The sequence below is a fragment of the Sulfitobacter faviae genome (assembly GCF_029870955.1).
GTDB classification, from domain to species: Bacteria; Pseudomonadota; Alphaproteobacteria; order Rhodobacterales; family Rhodobacteraceae; genus Sulfitobacter; species Sulfitobacter faviae.
Genome location: NZ_PGFQ01000001.1, coordinates 13,308 through 29,755, shown reverse-complemented (window position 1 = coordinate 29,755; position 16,448 = coordinate 13,308). Strand labels below are relative to the sequence as shown.

Annotated in this window: 10 protein-coding genes and 5 pseudogenes; 8 read left to right on the top strand and 7 right to left on the bottom strand. The window is 63.6% G+C overall.

The features are described 5' to 3' along the window. Positions 1-8: 8 nt before the first annotated feature. From CUR85_RS00175 to cysE, 6 genes and pseudogenes are all read left to right on the top strand, one after another. Positions 9-668 (top strand): phage tail tape measure protein, encoded by a 660-nt coding sequence (locus CUR85_RS00175; protein WP_067263128.1) that lies wholly within the window; start codon positions 9-11, stop codon positions 666-668. 27 nt (positions 669-695) lie between these two features. Beyond that, positions 696-1,327: pseudogene (locus tag CUR85_RS00170) on the top strand (phage distal tail protein, Rcc01695 family). Continuing rightward, a pseudogene (locus CUR85_RS20495) lies at positions 1,327-2,212 on the top strand (DUF2163 domain-containing protein). Before CUR85_RS00170 ends, CUR85_RS20495 begins: the two co-directional pseudogenes overlap by 1 nt. Beyond that, entirely contained in the window at positions 2,209-2,655 is a 447-nt protein-coding gene (locus CUR85_RS00155; protein ID WP_067263120.1) for an NlpC/P60 family protein, read from the top strand. Before CUR85_RS20495 ends, CUR85_RS00155 begins: the two are co-directional and overlap by 4 nt. Continuing rightward, a pseudogene (locus tag CUR85_RS00150) lies at positions 2,655-6,583 on the top strand (baseplate multidomain protein megatron). Before CUR85_RS00155 ends, CUR85_RS00150 begins: the two are co-directional and overlap by 1 nt. 98 nt (positions 6,584-6,681) lie before the next feature. Then, complete coding sequence (gene cysE / locus CUR85_RS00145; protein WP_067265375.1) at positions 6,682-7,494, top strand: serine O-acetyltransferase; 813 nt, start codon at positions 6,682-6,684, stop codon at positions 7,492-7,494. Positions 7,495-7,565: 71 nt separating this feature from the next. Here the strand turns inward: cysE and CUR85_RS00140 are convergent, their stop codons facing one another. From CUR85_RS00140 to CUR85_RS00120, 5 genes and pseudogenes are all read right to left on the bottom strand, one after another. Beyond that, positions 7,566-8,921, bottom strand: coding sequence for a pyruvate dehydrogenase complex dihydrolipoamide acetyltransferase (locus tag CUR85_RS00140; protein ID WP_067265378.1), 1,356 nt, complete (start codon positions 8,919-8,921; stop codon positions 7,566-7,568). 10 nt (positions 8,922-8,931) lie between these two features. Further along, positions 8,932-10,323, bottom strand: coding sequence for a pyruvate dehydrogenase complex E1 component subunit beta (locus CUR85_RS00135; protein ID WP_067265379.1), 1,392 nt, complete (start codon positions 10,321-10,323; stop codon positions 8,932-8,934). 4 nt (positions 10,324-10,327) lie between these two features. Further along, positions 10,328-11,334 (bottom strand): annotated as a pseudogene (gene pdhA / locus CUR85_RS00130) (pyruvate dehydrogenase (acetyl-transferring) E1 component subunit alpha). Between the two features lie 205 nt (positions 11,335-11,539). Then, entirely contained in the window at positions 11,540-11,839 is a 300-nt protein-coding gene (locus tag CUR85_RS00125; RefSeq protein WP_067265383.1) for an FtsB family cell division protein, read from the bottom strand. A gap of 112 nt (positions 11,840-11,951) precedes the next feature. Beyond that, positions 11,952-13,139, bottom strand: a complete 1,188-nt coding sequence (locus tag CUR85_RS00120) for a phosphoglycerate kinase (RefSeq protein WP_067265385.1) — start codon at positions 13,137-13,139, stop codon at positions 11,952-11,954. Between the two features lie 127 nt (positions 13,140-13,266). Here CUR85_RS00120 and CUR85_RS00115 point away from each other — a divergent pair, with 127 nt between their 5' ends. Then, positions 13,267-13,773 carry a peptidylprolyl isomerase gene (locus CUR85_RS00115; protein WP_067265388.1) on the top strand — a complete coding sequence of 169 codons (507 nt, stop codon included), beginning with the start codon at positions 13,267-13,269 and terminating at the stop codon, positions 13,771-13,773. Then, positions 13,766-14,320 carry a peptidylprolyl isomerase gene (locus CUR85_RS00110; protein WP_067265390.1) on the top strand — a complete coding sequence of 185 codons (555 nt, stop codon included), beginning with the start codon at positions 13,766-13,768 and terminating at the stop codon, positions 14,318-14,320. The genes CUR85_RS00115 and CUR85_RS00110 overlap by 8 nt, the downstream gene beginning before the upstream one ends. Positions 14,321-14,548: 228 nt before the next feature. Here the strand turns inward: CUR85_RS00110 and CUR85_RS00105 are convergent. Both CUR85_RS00105 and CUR85_RS00100 read right to left on the bottom strand, forming a co-directional pair. Further along, positions 14,549-15,047, bottom strand: a pseudogene (locus tag CUR85_RS00105) (bactofilin family protein). Beyond that, the gene (locus tag CUR85_RS00100; protein ID WP_067265396.1) at positions 15,037-16,365 is read right to left on the bottom strand and encodes a M23 family metallopeptidase; all 1,329 of its coding nucleotides are present in this window, start codon (positions 16,363-16,365) and stop codon (positions 15,037-15,039) included. Before CUR85_RS00100 ends, CUR85_RS00105 begins: the two are co-directional and overlap by 11 nt. Positions 16,366-16,448 lie beyond the last annotated feature (83 nt).

The window sequence follows — 16,448 nt, the reverse complement described above, 5'->3', positions numbered from 1 at the left end:
GGCCGGTGATGGCTGACTTTGACGATTTCGATGACCTTGAGAGCCGCGCCGAGGGGCTGAATGAGACACTGGCGCAGACCAGCGGTTTGGTGGCCGGGTTCGACGGTGAGCTGCGGCGGATGCGCGGCGCGCTTGCCGCGACGGGCAAAGACGTGGCGACCCTTGAGAAAGGGCTGAGCCGTGGGTTGCGGCGGGCCTTTGATGGGGTGGTCTTTGACGGGGCCAAACTCTCGGACGCGCTAAGCGACTTGGCGCAGTCGATGATCCGCACGACTTACAATGCCGCGATGCGCCCGGTGACGGACCATTTCGGCGGGCTGATCAGCGAGGGCGTGGGCAGCATCGTAGAGGGGATATTGCCCTTCGCCGATGGCGCGCCTTTCTCGCAAGGTAAGGTCATGCCTTTCGCGCAGGGCGGGGTGGTTACCTCGGCGACCGCCTTTCCCATGCGCGGCGGCACGGGGCTGATGGGTGAGGCCGGGCCGGAGGCGATCATGCCCTTGGCGCGGGGGGCGGATGGCAAGCTGGGCGTGCGCGGTAGCGGCGGCGGCGCGACGACCATCGTGATGAACATCACCACTCCCGATGTGCAGGGGTTTCAACGCAGCCAAAGCCAGATCGCCGCACAGTTGAGCCGTGCCCTCAGCACCGGCAACCGCAACCGATAGGCCGCGCGGCGGATAAAGGAGCAGATCATGCAGTTTCACGAGGTCAGATTTCCCCCGTCGCTGAGCTTTGGCTCTGTCGGGGGCCGCAACGGCAGACAGATGTGGTCAGCTTGGCCAACGGTCATGAGGAGCGTAACACGCCCTGGGCCCATTCGCGGCGGGTCTATGATGCCGGGCTGGGGATGCGCTCGATCGATGATCTGCAGGTGCTGATTGCCTTTTTCGAGGCGCGCATGGGGCAGATGTACGGGTTTCGCTGGAAGGATTGGGCTGATTATAAGTCGGGCAAAATGGCGCTTCCGGTGGCTTTCGACGACCAGAGCATCGGCTATGGGGATGGGGTTCGGGCGGCGTTTCAACTGACCAAGACCTACCGCTCGGGCGCGCAGTCTTATCGCCGTCCGATCACCAAACCGGTCGCGGGGACCGTGCGCGTGGGGCTTGAGCAGGATGAGCTGCGCGAGGGCGTCGAATATGAGGTCGACGCAGAGAGCGGGATTGTCACCTTTGCCCATCCGCCTGACCCTGAAATCGAGATTTTTGCGGGCTTCGAGTTCGACGTGCCGGTGCGATTTGACACCGACCGCATTCTGGTCTCGGTCGAGAGTTTTCAGGCCGGACAGGTGCCCGACGTGCCGGTGATCGAGGTGCGGGTCTGATGGCGGGGCTGGACAGGGGCTTTGGAGCCCATATCGCGCAGGGTGTGACGACACTCTGCCATTGCTGGCAGGTGACGCGCGCGGATGGGGCGATATTTGCCTTTACCGATCACGACATGCCGCTGATGTTCGACGGGGTCACTTTTCGCGCCGATACCGGGCTGAGCGCGCGGGCGCTGGCACAAACCAGCGGGCTGGCGGTTGATAACACAGAGGCGCTTGGCGCGCTCAGCGATGATGCGATCCGCGAGGGTGAGATCGAGCAGGGGCGCTTTGATGGGGCCGAGGTGCAGGCGTGGCTGGTGAACTGGGCAAACCCGCGCAGCGGCGGCTGCAATTTCACGGCTCAATCGGTGATCTGCACCGCGCGGGGGCAGCTTTCGCGCCGAGTTGCGGGGGCTGACGGAACCGCTCAACCGGCCCATGGGGCGCGTCTATCAAAAGCCCTGCTCGGCGGTGTTGGGGGATGGTGATTGCCGGTTCGATCTCACCGCGCCCGGCTATGCTGAGACGCGTGTGGTCGAGACGGTGGCGGAGGCGCAGTATTTCCGTTGGACCGCGTTCCCGGGCTACGAGGAAGGTTGGTTCGCCCGGGGGCGGCTCGATGTGCTGGAGGGGCCCGCGGCGGGACTCTGGGGCATGGTAAAACGTGACTACCATGAGGACGGGCAGCGCGTGATCGAGCTTTGGCAACCGATCCGCGGGGCGGTGGCGTCGGGCACCCGTGTCCGGCTTACCGCAGGCTGCGACAAGCGGATGGAGACCTGTCGGCTGAAGTTCAACAACCTGCTGAACTTTCGCGGCTTTCCCGATTTGCCGGGGGAGGATTGGATGATGGCGGTGCCCCGGTCGGACGGTGTGAACGGCGGCGGGTCGCGCCGATGAGTGCTGCGGGAGAGCGTTTGGTGCAGGCCGCCCGCGAATGGATTGGCACGCCCTATGTGCATCAGGCCGCGACAAAGGGGGCGGGCTGCGATTGTCTGGGGCTGATCCGGGGGCTTTGGCAGGAGTTGCTGGGCGCGGACCCTGAGGCGGTGCCACCCTATTCGATGGATTGGTCCGAGCCGCAGGGGGAGGAGCGGCTCTGGGCGGCGGCGCTACGGCATATGGCGGTGAAAGACAGCGGTGATGCTGCCCCCGGTGACGTGCTGCTTTTCCGGATGCGGCAGGGTGCGGTGGCAAAGCACCTTGGACTGCAGGCGCGCGTCGGGGCCAGCGCCAGTTTCATTCACGCCTATGCGCGGCACGGGGTGGTGGAAAGCCCGCTCAGCCCGCCATGGCAGCGGCGCATCGTGGCGCGATTTGTATTTCCTGAGGAGGCCTCCTGATGGCGACGATTGTTCTTTCGGCAGCAGGGGCGGCGGTTGGCGGCTCCATCGGGGGCACGCTGGCGGGGCTGTCTTCGGTCGCGGTGGGCCGCGCGGTGGGGGCGAGCCTTGGGCGATTGGTGGATCAACGCTTGCTGGGCCAAGGCGGAGAGGCGGTCGAGACCGGTAAGGTGGATCGCTTTCGCCTGACAGGCTCGGGCGAGGGGGCGGCGATCCCGCAGCTTTACGGGCGGATGCGACTGGCGGGGCATGTCATCTGGGCGTCGCGGTTCCAAGAGGTCACCGAAGTCAGTGGCGGCGGCAAGGGTGGCCCGCCAAGGCCGAAGACGTCCGAGTACAGCTATACCGTCAGCCTTGCCATCGCGCTCTGCGAAGGGGAGATCACCAGCGTTGGGCGCATCTGGGCGGATGGGGAGGAGATTGCCCCGGACGATCTGAACATGCGCGTTTACCGAGGCGCGGCGGACCAGCAGCCCGACCCGACCATCGCCGCGATCGAGGGCGCGGACCGGGTGCCCGCCTATCGCGGCACGGCCTATGTGGTGATGGAAGACCTCCCGCTTGCGCAATTTGGCAACCGGGTGCCGCAGTTCTCTTTCGAGGTGATGCGCCCCGAACAGCCGCAAGCGCCGGGCTGGGAGCACGCCCCCGCCTATGGGGTTCAGGGGGTCGCCTTGATCCCCGGCACGGGGAATACGCGCTGGCGACGACCCCGGTGCATTACACCGACGGCCCCGGCAGCCGGTGGAGCGCCAATGTGAACTCGCCCGCCGCCAAGACCGATTTTGCGGTTTCCTTGGAAAGCCTGACCGAGGAATTGCCACGGTTGGAAGCGGCCTCTCTCGTCGTGTCGTGGTTTGGCAGCGATCTGCGCTGCGGTGACTGTCGCCTGCGGCCCAAGGTCGAAGACCCGGATATTGACGGCGAGAACATGCCTTGGCGAGTCTCTGGCGTGACGCGTGGCACGGCAGAGGTGATCACCCAGCAAGACGCGCGTCCGATCTACGGCGGCACGCCCGCCGATGCCGCGGTGGTCGAGGCCATCCAAGCGCTGAAGGCGGCGGGTAAGGCGGTGATGTTCTATCCCTTCATCTTGATGGATCAGACCGAAGGCAACGGGCTGCCGGACCCCTATAGCGATGCCGAGGACCAGCCCCGCCTACCGTGGCGCGGGCGGATCACGCTTTCGGTGGCCCCGGGGCGGCCGGGCAGCCCGGATGGTACGGCGGCGGCAGAAGCTGAGGTGGCGGCGTTTTTCGGAACCGTCACGGCTGCGGATTTCGCGGTGGGCGACGGCTCGGTCGTCTACAACGGCCCCGAGGAATGGACCCTATCGCGCTTCATCTTGCATTACGCCGCGCTTTGCGCCGCGGCGGGCGGGGTCGAGGCGTTTTGCATCTCCTCGGAAATGCGGGGGCTGACGCAGACACGCGCGGCGGGCAACAGCTTTCCCGCGGTGCCCGCGCTGCGGGCCTTGGCCGGAGAAGTGCGCGCCTTGTTGGGGCCGGAGGTTAAGATCAGCTATGCCGCTGATTGGTCTGAGTATTTCGGCTATCACCCGCAGGATGGCAGCGGCGATGTCTTCTTTCACCTTGATCCGCTATGGGCCGATCCGCAGATCGATTTCATCGGGATCGACAACTACATGCCGCTGTCCGATTGGCGCGATGAGGAAGGGCATCTGGACGGCGAGAACTGGCCCGCGATCTACGATGTCGGCTATCTGAAATCCAACATCGAAGGCGGCGAGGGCTATGACTGGTACTACCATTCGCCCGAGGCCCGCGACGCGCAGATCCGCACGCCGATCACCGATGGCGCGCATGATGAGCCTTGGGTGTACCGCTACAAAGACCTGCGCCAATGGTGGGAGAGCCCGCACCACCCCCGTATCGGCGGGCAGCGGCAAGCCGCTCCAACGGAATGGCAGCCGATGTCGAAACCGATCTGGTTCACGGAATACGGCTGCGCGGCCATCGACAAAGGGGCGAACCAGCCCAACAAGTTTCTCGATCTGAAGAGCTCGGAAAGCGCCTTGCCGCATTATTCCACTGGCGCACGGGACGATCTGATGCAGATGCAATATCTGCGGGCGATCTCGGACTACTGGCGCGATCCGGCGCATAATCCGATCTCGGAAGAATATGGCGCGCCGATGCTGGATATGACACGTGCTTTTGTCTGGGCATGGGACACGCGGCCTTTTCCCTTTTTCCCCAATAATGTCGATCTCTGGAGCGATGGAGAGAATTACAGCCGTGGCCACTGGCTGAACGGGCGGGCCTCGGCGCGGTCGCTGGCCTCGGTCGTGGGGGAGATTTGCCGACGGGCGGGTGTGGCGCATTTCGATACCTCCGCGCTGTTCGGCTATGTGCGCGGCTACACAGTGGCCGAGGTTGGCGAGGCACGTGCCGCGCTGCAACCGCTGATGCTGCGTTATGGGTTTGACGCGATTGAACGCGACGGGATCTTGCAGTTTCGGATGCGTGACGGGGCAGATGCGCTGCCCCTCGACCCCGATCGCCTCGCGGTTCACCCCGATCTGAGCGGGGTGACCGAGCAGTCGCGTGAGGCGGAGGCCGAAGTCTCGGGCCGTGTGCGGCTGCGGTTCATTCAGGCCGATGCGGATTTTGACCCGATTGCCGAAGAGGCGGTTTTGGCGGATGAGGCGACCCATGCGGTCACCGGGACCGAGCTGAACATGGCCTTGACCCGAGGTGAGGGGCGGCAGGTGGCCGAACGCTGGCTGACCGAAGCGCGCGTCGCGCGTGAGATGCTGCGGCTGGCATTGCCGCCGTCGGGGATGGCTGTCGGGGCGGGGGATGTGATCGAACTGCCGGGCGATGGGGCGGAGGGGCCGGGGCACTACCGCGTCGACCGGGTGGAACAGGCCGGTTCCCTGCTGATCGACGCCGTTCGGATCGAGCCCGAAGTCTATGATCCCGCACCGCTTGAAGAAGAGCTTGCAGCGCTGCGCCCCTTCGTCCCCCCGCTGCCGGTTCTGCCGCAGTTCATGGACCTGCCGCTTTTGCGTGGGGATGAGGTGCCCCATGCGCCGCATCTGGCGGTGACGGCGACCCCTTGGCCGGGGTCCGTCGCGGTCTATCGCTCTGCCGTGGATTCGGACTATGCGCTAAACGCCATCGTGGCGAACCGGTCGATCATGGGCGTTACCCAAACGCCGTTGCACGCAGCACGACCAGGGTTGATTGACGCGGGGCCGGTGCTGGAGGTCAAATTAACCAGCGGCAGCCTTCAGTCCGTTAGCAGAGAGGCGCTTTTGAATGGGGCGAACCTTGCCGCCATTGGGGATGGGAGCGCGGACCGTTGGGAGTTGTTCCAGTTTGAGGAGGCGCAGCTTGTCGCCCCGATGACCTATTGGCTGACGGGTCGTTTGCGCGGGCAGGCGGGCAGCGATGGGTTGATGCCCGAGGTTTGGCCCGCCGGGTCGCGCTTTGTGCTGATGAACGGCACGCCACAGCAGGTCGAGCTGAGCCCGCATCTGCGCCGCGTGGCACAGCATTACCGCATCGGGCCTGCGCGGCGACCGGTGGATGACCCCTCTTACCTGCATCAGGTTCATGCCTTTGACGGGAATGGTCTGCGGCCCTACAGCCCCTGTCATCTGCGGGCCGAGGCTGGGGCCAGTGGCGATATCACCCTTAGCTGGATTCGCCGAACGCGGACCGACGGCGACGCTTGGGAGGGGCCGGAGGTGCCGCTAGGTGAGGAGAGTGAACGCTATCTCTTACGCGTTTTCGAAGGCAACGAGCAGCGGCGGGAGGTGCTGCTTGATACGCCGCGGTGGACCTATAGCACCGCGGCACGGGCGGCTGATGGCGTCAGCGGAGCGTTTGACGTGACGGTGGCGCAGGTCTCGGCCACATATGGCGCGGGGCCGACTACAGGTTTGACCATCCCCGGATAGGCCCGCGCGTTATCACGATTTTGAGCATGTGCGGATTTACAAATGGTCCTACGCTATTGCATGAGCTACCCTTACGGCAGAGTGAAGGAGCCCGTGCCATGGCGCAGACACGCAGAAATATCTCGAAAGTGGACCCGGTCTGGGACCAGATTCAGCAAGAAGCCGAGGATGCGGTGCGTGATGAGCCGTTGATCGGCGGCTTTGTGCATGCCTGTATCCTGCACCATAAATCTATCGAGAATGCGCTTTCCTACCGCATCGCGGCCAAGCTTTCGTCGAACGAGATGTCGATGATGGTCGTGCGCGAGATGGTCGAAGAAGCCTATGCCGAAGACCCCGATCTCGTCGCCGCGGCGCGTGCCGATCTCGTGGCCATCTATGACCGCGACCCGGCCTGCCACCGGCTGTTGCAGCCGATTCTGTATTTCAAAGGCTATCAGGCGGTGCAGGCCTACCGTGTGGGCCACTACCTCTATGCTAAGGGCAAGCGCGATCTGGCCTATTTCATCCAGATGCGGGTGAGCGAGATTTTTGGCTTGGATATCCATCCGGCGGCCAAGATGGGCAAGGGCATCATGATCGACCACGCGCATTCCATCGTCATCGGTGAGACGGCGGTAGTGGGTGACAATGTCTCAATGCTGCATTCGGTGACCCTTGGCGGCACCGGCAAAGAGGAAGAGGACCGTCACCCCAAGATCGGCAATGGCGTGTTGATCGGTGCAGGCGCGAAGGTTTTGGGCAATATCTCTATCGGCCATTGCAGCCGCATCGCGGCGGGGTCGGTTGTGCTGGAGCCTGTGCCCGCCTGCAAAACCGTCGCCGGGATCCCCGCGCGGATCGTTGGGGAGGCGGGCTGTGATCAACCGTCAATGTCGATGAACCATCTCTTCGGGCCAGACGCCGAATAGGGTCAGATGCCAGTATCGCAATAAAAAAGCCGGGGCATGCCCCGGCTTTCTTCGTTTGTGAGGTGCAGCCTTTAGGCCAGCATGATCATCGGATTTTCAAGGTTCTCGACAATCGCGTTCAACAGCTGGGCCCCGAGCGCCCCGTCGATCACGCGGTGATCGACCGAGAGGGTCACGGACATGACTGTCGCCGCTGCGATCTCACCGTCCTTGCCGATGATCGGCTTTTTGACACCAGCCCCCACGGCGAGGATCGCACCATGCGGCGGGTTGATGACCGCGTCGAAATTGTCGATCCCGAACATGCCGAGGTTGGAGATCGCGAAGCTGCCGCCCTGATACTCATGCGGTGCCAGCTTGCGGTCGCGGGCGCGGGTTGCGAGGTCTTTCATCTGCGCCGAGAGGGTCGAGAGCGACTTGGTGTCGGCGTCCTGAAGGACCGGGGTGAAGAGCCCGCCTTCGATGGCCACGGCCACGGCCACGTCCGAGGGTTTGAGCTTCAGAATACGATCCCCGGCCCAGACCGCATTGGCATCGGGCACCGATTGCAGCGCCAACGCACAGGCTTTGATGATGAAGTCGTTGACCGAAAGCTTCACGCCCCGGGCTTCGAGCTGCTTGTTGACCTCAGCCCGGAACGAGAGCAGCGCGTCGATCTGGATGTCGCGGCGTAGGTAGAAATGCGGGACCGTCTGCTTGGCCTCGGTGAGGCGCGCGGCGATGGTCTTGCGCATCCCGTCGAGCTTGACCTCTTCGACCTCGCGGTCCTCGTACATCTTGCGCACGGCGTCGGAGGAGGGGCCAGCAGGAGCAGGCTGTGTCACCGGCGCGGCGTCTTTGGTGGCGGCGGGGCTGTCAGCCTTGGCAGCCGTCGGCTGGGCGCTTTCCACATCGGCTTTGACAATCCGACCGCGCGGGCCGCTGCCTTCGATCTGGGCGAGGTCGAGACCCTTGTCCGCAGCGATCCGGCGGGCGAGGGGGGAGGCGAAGATGCGCCCACCCTTGTCGTCCTTGGGCGCGGCGGGGGCTTTGGCGTCGCTCTTGGGCGGCGCGTCATTCGCATCCGTCGCACCGCGGCCATAGCCCGCTTCGGGCGTTTCGGCCTCGGCTGCTTTGGGCGTTTCCTCTGCCTGAGGTTTCTCTTCTTTGGCCGGGGCGGCGCTGTCGATGGCGTCGGCGCTTTCGCCTTCTTCGAGCAGCACGGCGATCGGCGTGTTTACCTTCACGCCTTCGCTGCCTTCTTCGATCAGTATCTTGCCGATGGTGCCTTCGTCGACGGCTTCGAACTCCATCGTGGCCTTGTCGGTTTCGATCTCGGCGAGGATGTCGCCCGAGGCGACCTCGTCACCCTCTTTGACCAGCCACTTGGCGAGCGTGCCTTCCTCCATCGTGGGCGAAAGGGCGGGCATGAGAATTTCTGTGGGCATGATCCGCTCCTTACCGGTAGGTGACTTTGCGCACGGCCTCGATCACCTCGTCGGTGGTGACCAGCGCGTGTTTTTCGAGGTTGGCGGCATAGGGCATGGGCACGTCCTTGCCGGTGCAGGTGATGACCGGAGCGTCGAGGTAGTCGAACGCCTCCTGCATGATCACGCCGCTGATGTAGCCGCCGACCGAGCCCTGCGGCCAGCCTTCTTCGACGGTCACGCAGCGGTTGGTCTTCATCACCGATTTCAGCACCGTTTCGGTGTCCATCGGGCGCAGGGTGCGCAGGTCGATGACCTCGGCCTCGATACCGTCCTCGGCCAGTTTCTCTGCCGCTTCCAGCGCATAGGTCATGCCAATGCCGAAGCTGACGATGGTGACATCCGCACCCTCGCGCCAGATCCGGGCCTTGCCGAAGGGGACCGTGTAATCCTCAATGTCCGGCACGTCGAAGCTGCGACCGTAGAGGATCTCGTTCTCAAGGAAGATCACCGGGTTCGGGTCGCGGATTGCGGACTTCATCAAGCCTTTGTAATCGCTGGCCGAATAGGGCATCGCGACCTTGAGGCCGGGGATCTGCATGAACCATGCGGCGTAGTCCTGGGAGTGCTGGGCGCCGACGCGGGCCGCCGCGCCGTTGGGGCCGCGGAAGACCATGGGCGCGCCCATCTGCCCGCCGGACATGTAAAGTGTCTTGGCCGCGGAGTTGATGATCTGGTCCATCGCCTGCATGGCGAAGTTGAAGGTCATGAATTCGACGATGGGGCGCAGACCGCCGAAGGCCGCGCCGACGCCGATGCCGGCAAAGCCATGCTCGGTGATCGGCGTGTCGATCACGCGCTTGGCGCCGAATTCGTCCAGAAGACCTTGGGAAATTTTGTAGGCGCCTTGGTACTCGGCCACTTCCTCGCCCATGAGCAAGACGTTCTCGTCGCGGCGCATTTCCTCGGCCATGGCGTCGCGCAGCGCTTCGCGGACGGTCTGCTGCTTCATTTCGGTGCCCTCGGGCCAATCGGGGCTGGTATCGGGCTCGGGCTGTTTCTTGCCCTCGGCAGGCGTTTCGCGGTCATCGTCCGGGGATTTGGCCTGCGCGGGCTTAGCCTCTTCGCCCTTGTCCTCGGCGGGGGCGGATTTCGCGGTGTCGATGTCGTCGGCGCTTTCGCCTTCTTCGAGCAGCACGGCGATGGGGCTGTTCACCTTCACGCCTTCGGTGCCTTCCTCGACGAGGATCTTGCCGATGGTGCCTTCGTCCACGGCTTCGAATTCCATCGTGGCCTTGTCGGTCTCGATCTCGGCGAGGATGTCACCGGAGGAGACTTCGTCGCCTTCCTTGACCAGCCATTTCGCCAGCGTGCCTTCTTCCATGGTGGGGCTGAGGGCGGGCATGAGAATTTCGGTTGCCATTGCTTCAGGCCTCCTGCGGAACTTCGGTTGCGTAGATGTCGGTCCAGAGCTCGTCGAGGTTGGGCTCCGGGCTTTCCTTGGCGAAATCGGCGCTTTCGTTCACGATCTGCTTGATCTCCTTGTCGATGGCCTTGAGATCTTCTTCGCTCGCGTGGTTGCCCTCCAAGAGCAGGCTGCGCACGGCCTCAATCGGGTCGCGTTCGTCGCGCATCTTCTGCACTTCCTCGCGGGTGCGGTATTTCGCGGGGTCAGACATGGAGTGGCCGCGGTAGCGGTAGGTCTTGATCTCCAGAATATAGGGTCCGTCCTTGCGGGCGTGTTCCACGGCCTTCTGACCGGCTTCCTTGACCGCCAGCACGTCCATGCCGTCAACCGCCTCACCGGGGATGCCGAAGGCGCGGCCACGTTCCCAGATCTCGGCCGAGGAGGTCGAGCGCTGCTGCGAGGTGCCCATGGCGTATTGGTTGTTCTCGATCACGAAGATCACGGGCAGTTTCCACAGAGCGGCCATGTTGAAGGTCTCGTAGACCTGGCCCTGGTTCGCCGCACCGTCGCCGAAATAGGTGAAGGTGACGCGCCCGTTGCCCTTGTATTGATCGGCAAAAGCAAGGCCCGCGCCAAGCGGCACCTGCGCCGCGACGATGCCATGGCCGCCGTAGAAGTGCTTCTCTTTCGAGAACATGTGCATCGAGCCGCCCTTGCCCTTGGAATAACCGCCCTCGCGGCCCGTCAGCTCAGCCATAACGCCGTTAGGGTCCATGCCGCAGGCCAGCATATGCCCGTGGTCTCGGTAGGAGGTGATGCGCTTGTCGCCTTCCTCGGCGGCAGCCTCAAGGCCGACAACGACCGCTTCTTGTCCGATATAGAGGTGACAGAACCCCCGATCAGCCCCATGCCGTAAAGTTGTCCGGCTTTCTCTTCAAACCGCCGGATCAGCAGCATGTCGCGGTAGTAGCTGGTCAGCTCCTCCGCCGAGACATTGGGTTTCTTGCTCGATTTCCTCGCGGCCATGGACGTCTCCTCCGTCGGCTTTGGTTAGGTGCCAAAAGTAGTTTAGCGTTAAACTATTCCCTAACGCATTCCAGAATGGATTGCGAGAGACTTTGTGACGTGGTGCGCGCACCACGGCTGACAAGGCGAAGGAGGCCAGAGATTTCGTGTGATTGCAAGGCCGCAGGCGCGGGGCAGGGGCCGATAGACGATAAGCCGCGAAAGCTTAGCGAATGACGATCTCATCGGTGCGGACCATGCCCAGCACCTTGCGCGCGCGTTCGTCCAGAAGATCAAGGTCGAGGTAGTCGTCCGACAGGCGGCGGGTCAGGTTCTCCATCCGGGCCACCTCGGCGCGGACCTCGGCCAGACGGTCGCTCAGCTTTTGGTTCTCGGCCACGATCTCGGTCCGGCGGAACAGGCCGAAATCCCCCTGCACGGCGGCGAAGGTGAAATACAGGCTCAGCGCGAAAGCGATTGCGAAGAACAGCAATGTGCCGAAAGCCGGACGGGTGTTGCGTGTCATGGTTCTGCCTCTGCGTCTCTTGGCGGACGTGACATCAGTATGACACAGGCGATTCGTTATGGGAATCCCACAATTGCGGGAAACCCGTTGTTTTTAGCGGTAAATCGCCTTTCTACGCAGCCGACCCATCCAATGCGGCCACGCCGGGCAGGGTCTTGCCTTCCATCCATTCAAGGAAGGCGCCCCCGGCGGTGGAGATATAGGTGAAATCATCCGCCACGCCCGCTTGGTTCAGCGCCGCGACCGTGTCACCGCCCCCGGCGACGGAGGTCAGCGTGCCCTCGCGGGTCTTGGCGGCGGCGGCTTGGGCCGCGGCGACGGTGGCGGTGTCGAAGGGCGGGATTTCAAAGGCTCCCATGGGGCCATTCCAGATCAGGGTGCGCAACTCGGCGAAGGCCGTCTCGACCAATGCAACGGTCTCGGGGCCCGCGTCGAGCACCATCTGATCTGTCGCGAGTTTCGCATCAGGGCCAAGCGGGGCGACCTCATGGGCCGCACCCTTGGCGAACTCCCGCGCGACCAGACCGTCGACTGGCAGGATGACCCGGCAGCCTGCCTTTTCGGCCTGCGCCATGATGTCCTTGGCCGTGTCGTAGTAGTCCGGCTCTTCCAACGATTTGCCCAGATCGGCCCCGAGTGCGGCGAGGAAGGTGTTCGCCATGCCGCCGCCGATGACCAAGACGTCGAGCCGGTTCACGAGGTTTTCCAAAAGCGCGATCTTGGTCGAGACTTTGGCCCCGCCCACGACAGCGCCCACCGGGCGCTTGGGCTTGGCCAGTGCCGCCTCCAGCGCCGAGAGCTCCGCCTGCATCAAGCGCCCTGCGCAGGCGGGCAGCAGCCGCGCCAGCGCCTCGGTCGAGGCATGGGCGCGGTGCGCGGCAGAAAAGGCATCGTTGCAATAGATATCGCCGAGCGCGGCCAATTGGCGGGCGAAATCTTCGTCATTGGCCTCCTCACCGGGGTAGAAGCGGATGTTTTCCATGAGTTGCAGATCGGCCTGCGCGTCGCCTGCGGCGTCTAGCGATGGCAGGAATGCCACGTCGCGGCCCAGTGCCTTTTCCAGTGCGGGAAGGACTTGGCGCAGGCTCATCTCTTCGACGACCTTGCCCTTGGGCCGTCCGAAATGCGCCAGCAGCGTCACCTTGCCGCCGCGCGACAGGATGTCGTCCACCGTGGGCACGATCCGCTCAATCCGCGTGGCATCGGTGACGCGGCCCTCTTCGACCGGCACGTTGATGTCGACCCGCAAGAGCACGCGCTTGCCGTCCAGTTCCATATCGTCCAGTGATTTCCAGCCCATCGGTCTTCTCCCAATCCAATCTCTTGCGCTGTGTTTTGCTGTTATCTGGCCTCAGGTCAATGCGCGGCTTGGCAATCGCGGCCAAGCTCCTTAGGTATCTGGCAAAGACAAAGCAAAGGATTGCCCCATGGCCGAGATCAAAGACCCCGAGAACACCATCCTGATGGAACTGAAAGGCGGCACCGTCGCCATCGAGTTGATGCCCGACCTTGCGCCCAAGCACGTGGAGCGGATGAAGGAACTGGCCCGCGCCGGTAAATACGACAACGTCGCCTTCCACCGCGTAATCGAAGGTTTCATGGCCCAGACTGGCGACGTGGCCAATGGCAACATGGAAGACAACTTCAACCTGCGCGCGGCGGGCACTGGCGGGTCGGACCTGCCGAACCTGCCTGCAGAATTCTCCAAGGTTCCGCACGCGCGCGGCACCATCGGTGCGGCCCGTTCGGCCAACCCCGACAGCGCCAACAGCCAGTTCTTCATCAATTTCAAGGACAATGACTTCCTCAACGGTCAATACACCGTTTACGGGCAGGTCATTTCCGGCATAGAGCATGTCGACGCAATCACCCGTGGCGAGCCGCCTGCGAACCCTGACCGCATGATCTCCGTCAAGGTGGCCGCAGATGCCTAAGATTGCCACCTCCAGCGCAGTTCTCGCGCTTCTCGGCTCGGCGGCGATGGCCACCGGGCTTGAGATCGAGGTCGCGGGCGAGGCCAATGGCACCGTCAAGATCGACCTGCTCGAAGACGTCGCGCCTAACCACGTGGCGCAGATCACCGAACTGGCCGAGGAAGGCGCCTATGACGGGGTGGTCTTCCACCGCGTGATCGACGGTTTCATGGCGCAGACCGGCGACGTGCAGTTTGGCCGCGCCGATGGCGACACCGCACGCGCCGGCATGGGCGGCTCCGAGAAGCCCGACCTCAAGGCCGAGTTTTCGGACATCGCCTATGAGAAAGGCGTCGTCGGCATGGCCCGTAGCCAGAGCCCGAACAGTGCCAACAGCCAGTTCTTCATCATGTTCGACGAAGCACCCTTCCTCAACGGTCAGTACACCGTTGTCGGCAAGGTTACCGAAGGGCAGGACGTGGTCAATGCCATCAAGCGCGGCACCGGCCCGAACGGCGCCGTCGTGGGCACGCCGGACGTGATGAAAACGGTCACCGTGACCGAGTAACGTCCCAACTAGCGGCGCGTGGGGTGGGTTTGCTCTCCCCACGCATCGGCGAGCTCAGGCCGTGATGAAATGAGCTTTATCGCCAGTGGTCTGCCAGCAGCACAGCGCGGCGCATATTCCGACCTACTGATATTGGCGAAGCGGGCAGGGCGCAGCGTAGACCGTCCCCCAAAAGCAAACAGGCGCCGCATTGTCTGCGACGCCTGCGACTGTTCAGCCTGCCGAAGCTTAGGACGCGGGGTTCGGCTTCTGCGCCGGTGCGGATTTCGCGCCGGGGTTCAGCGGATCGTCCTGACGCTGCACAGATCCTTCGAAATGCGCGCCGGATTCGATCGCGATGGTTTTGTGGATGATGTCGCCCTCGACCCGTGCGGTCGATGTCAGGCGCACCTTGAGGCCCCGCACGCGGCCCACGATGCGGCCATTGATCACCACGTCATCGGCAACCACTTCGCCCTTGATCGTCGCCGTCTCACCGATGGTCAGCAGATGGGCGCGGATGTCGCCTTCGACGGTGCCTTCAACCTGAACGTCGCCCGTCGTTTTCATGTTGCCGGTCACATGGAGATCCGAAGACAGAACGGATGCAGGGGGCTTGGCCTTGGGCGCGCTGGCCTTGAATTCGCTCTGCTTAGAGGGCGGGGGCCGAGGATGCACCGGAGGGTGCCGGTTTTGACACTTCTGCATCCTGAGGGGCGGGATCGTTGATTTTGCTTTTAGAAAACATCGTTTGCAGCCTTGATATAGATCATGGGGTTAACAGCCTTGCCACCTACGCGGACTTCATAGTGGAGATGGACACCGGTGACCCGTCCTGATGCTCCCATATCACCAATATGCTGCCCGCGCGAGACTCTTTGACCAACTTTCACGCGCAGCTTGGACATGTGGGCATAACGGGTCTCAATGCCGAACTCATGCTGGATCTTGACCAGACGGCCATAGCCCGAGGACCAGCCTGCGTGAATCACCACGCCATCGGCGGTCGCATAAAGCGGCGTGCCCATCCCGGCGGCAAAGTCGACGCCCTTGTGCATCCGGCGGCCGCCGGTCTTGGGGTCGCGACGATAACCGAACTGGCTGGTGAAGCGGAAAGCGTTTTTGACCGGGTTCGCGAAGGGCGCCTTTTCGGCGGCGATGCGGTAGAGGTTCAACCGGTCCATCTGGCCCAGCAGCTTGTTCGCGCGCAGCGTGTCGGGGCTCAGCTCTTCGCCGCGGGTGGTGAAGGAGAGCGGCGTCATCGGCCCGCCTTGGCCCGAATAGCCCCGGCGCACGGTGGCGAGGATCCGGTCGGTCGGCATGCCCGCGCTGCGGAACATCTTGTCGAGCGGGGCGACGGAAACGCTCATCGCCTCTTCCAGCTGGCGGAAGATCGCGTCGTTCTGATCGCGCATCAGGGCGATTTCCTGGGCCATTTCGTCGGCTTGCAACAGCGCATCCTGCGCGTCGACCACGACCTTGTCGCGCTCTGCCGCGGTCCGGGCAAGGGCTTGGGCAAGGAAATCGACCGGCGCTTGATCGGCATCGGCGCGCAGGCTGCCCGCTTCGCCATTCTCAAGGCTGCCTTCCAGTTCGGCCAGTTTCAGCCGGGCCTTCTGGCGGTCTTTCATCGTGTCGCGCAGGGTGGATTGGATCACCTCGATCCCGGTTTCCAATTCGCGGCGGCGGGTCTCAGAGGCCAGCAGTTCGGACTGCATGACGGAAATCTGCGTGAGCGCCGCGTTAAAGCGGTCTTGGGCGGCAAGCGCTTCTTCGGCGCGCAGGTCACGCTGTGCGGAAAGCTCGTTCAGCCGGGCTTGATAGGTGCGCTGGTCGCGTTTGGCCTGTTCGCGAAAATTGCCGGAGCCAATGCTGTCCATCAGGATGATGGCGGTGGCAATGATGGCCCAAGAGACCAGAAAGGCCGATCCCGCCAGCCCGAGGATCTGGGTGCCGGGCCGCAGGCGGATGAAACGTGTGTCGCTGTCGGATTTCAGAAAGACGCGGCGTTCGGGAAAGTAATGCTCAAGCAGAGCATGCGTCTTGATGGCAATCCGTGTGCGCACGTTTTCGTCCTTTGTCCCGTCCCGTCGGTGCGCGGGGCCTCGCCCCCTTCGCGCCCAACGTCAATAGCCAGTGCCCGCGAATG

Excerpts from the sequence above, each read along its gene's own strand:
- CUR85_RS00140 (WP_067265378.1), bottom strand. The coding sequence starts at position 8,921 with ATGCCCACAGAAATTCTCATGCCCGCCCTTTCGCCCACGATGGAGGAA.
- cysE (WP_067265375.1), top strand. The coding sequence starts at position 6,682 with ATGGCGCAGACACGCAGAAATATCTCGAAAGTGGACCCGGTCTGGGAC.
- CUR85_RS00155 (WP_067263120.1), top strand. The coding sequence starts at position 2,209 with ATGAGTGCTGCGGGAGAGCGTTTGGTGCAGGCCGCCCGCGAATGGATT.
- CUR85_RS00135 (WP_067265379.1), bottom strand. The coding sequence starts at position 10,323 with ATGGCAACCGAAATTCTCATGCCCGCCCTCAGCCCCACCATGGAAGAA.
- CUR85_RS00175 (WP_067263128.1), top strand. The coding sequence starts at position 9 with ATGGCTGACTTTGACGATTTCGATGACCTTGAGAGCCGCGCCGAGGGG.
- CUR85_RS00115 (WP_067265388.1), top strand. The coding sequence starts at position 13,267 with ATGGCCGAGATCAAAGACCCCGAGAACACCATCCTGATGGAACTGAAA.
- CUR85_RS00125 (WP_067265383.1), bottom strand. The coding sequence starts at position 11,839 with ATGACACGCAACACCCGTCCGGCTTTCGGCACATTGCTGTTCTTCGCA.
- CUR85_RS00110 (WP_067265390.1), top strand. The coding sequence starts at position 13,766 with ATGCCTAAGATTGCCACCTCCAGCGCAGTTCTCGCGCTTCTCGGCTCG.
- CUR85_RS00120 (WP_067265385.1), bottom strand. The coding sequence starts at position 13,139 with ATGGGCTGGAAATCACTGGACGATATGGAACTGGACGGCAAGCGCGTG.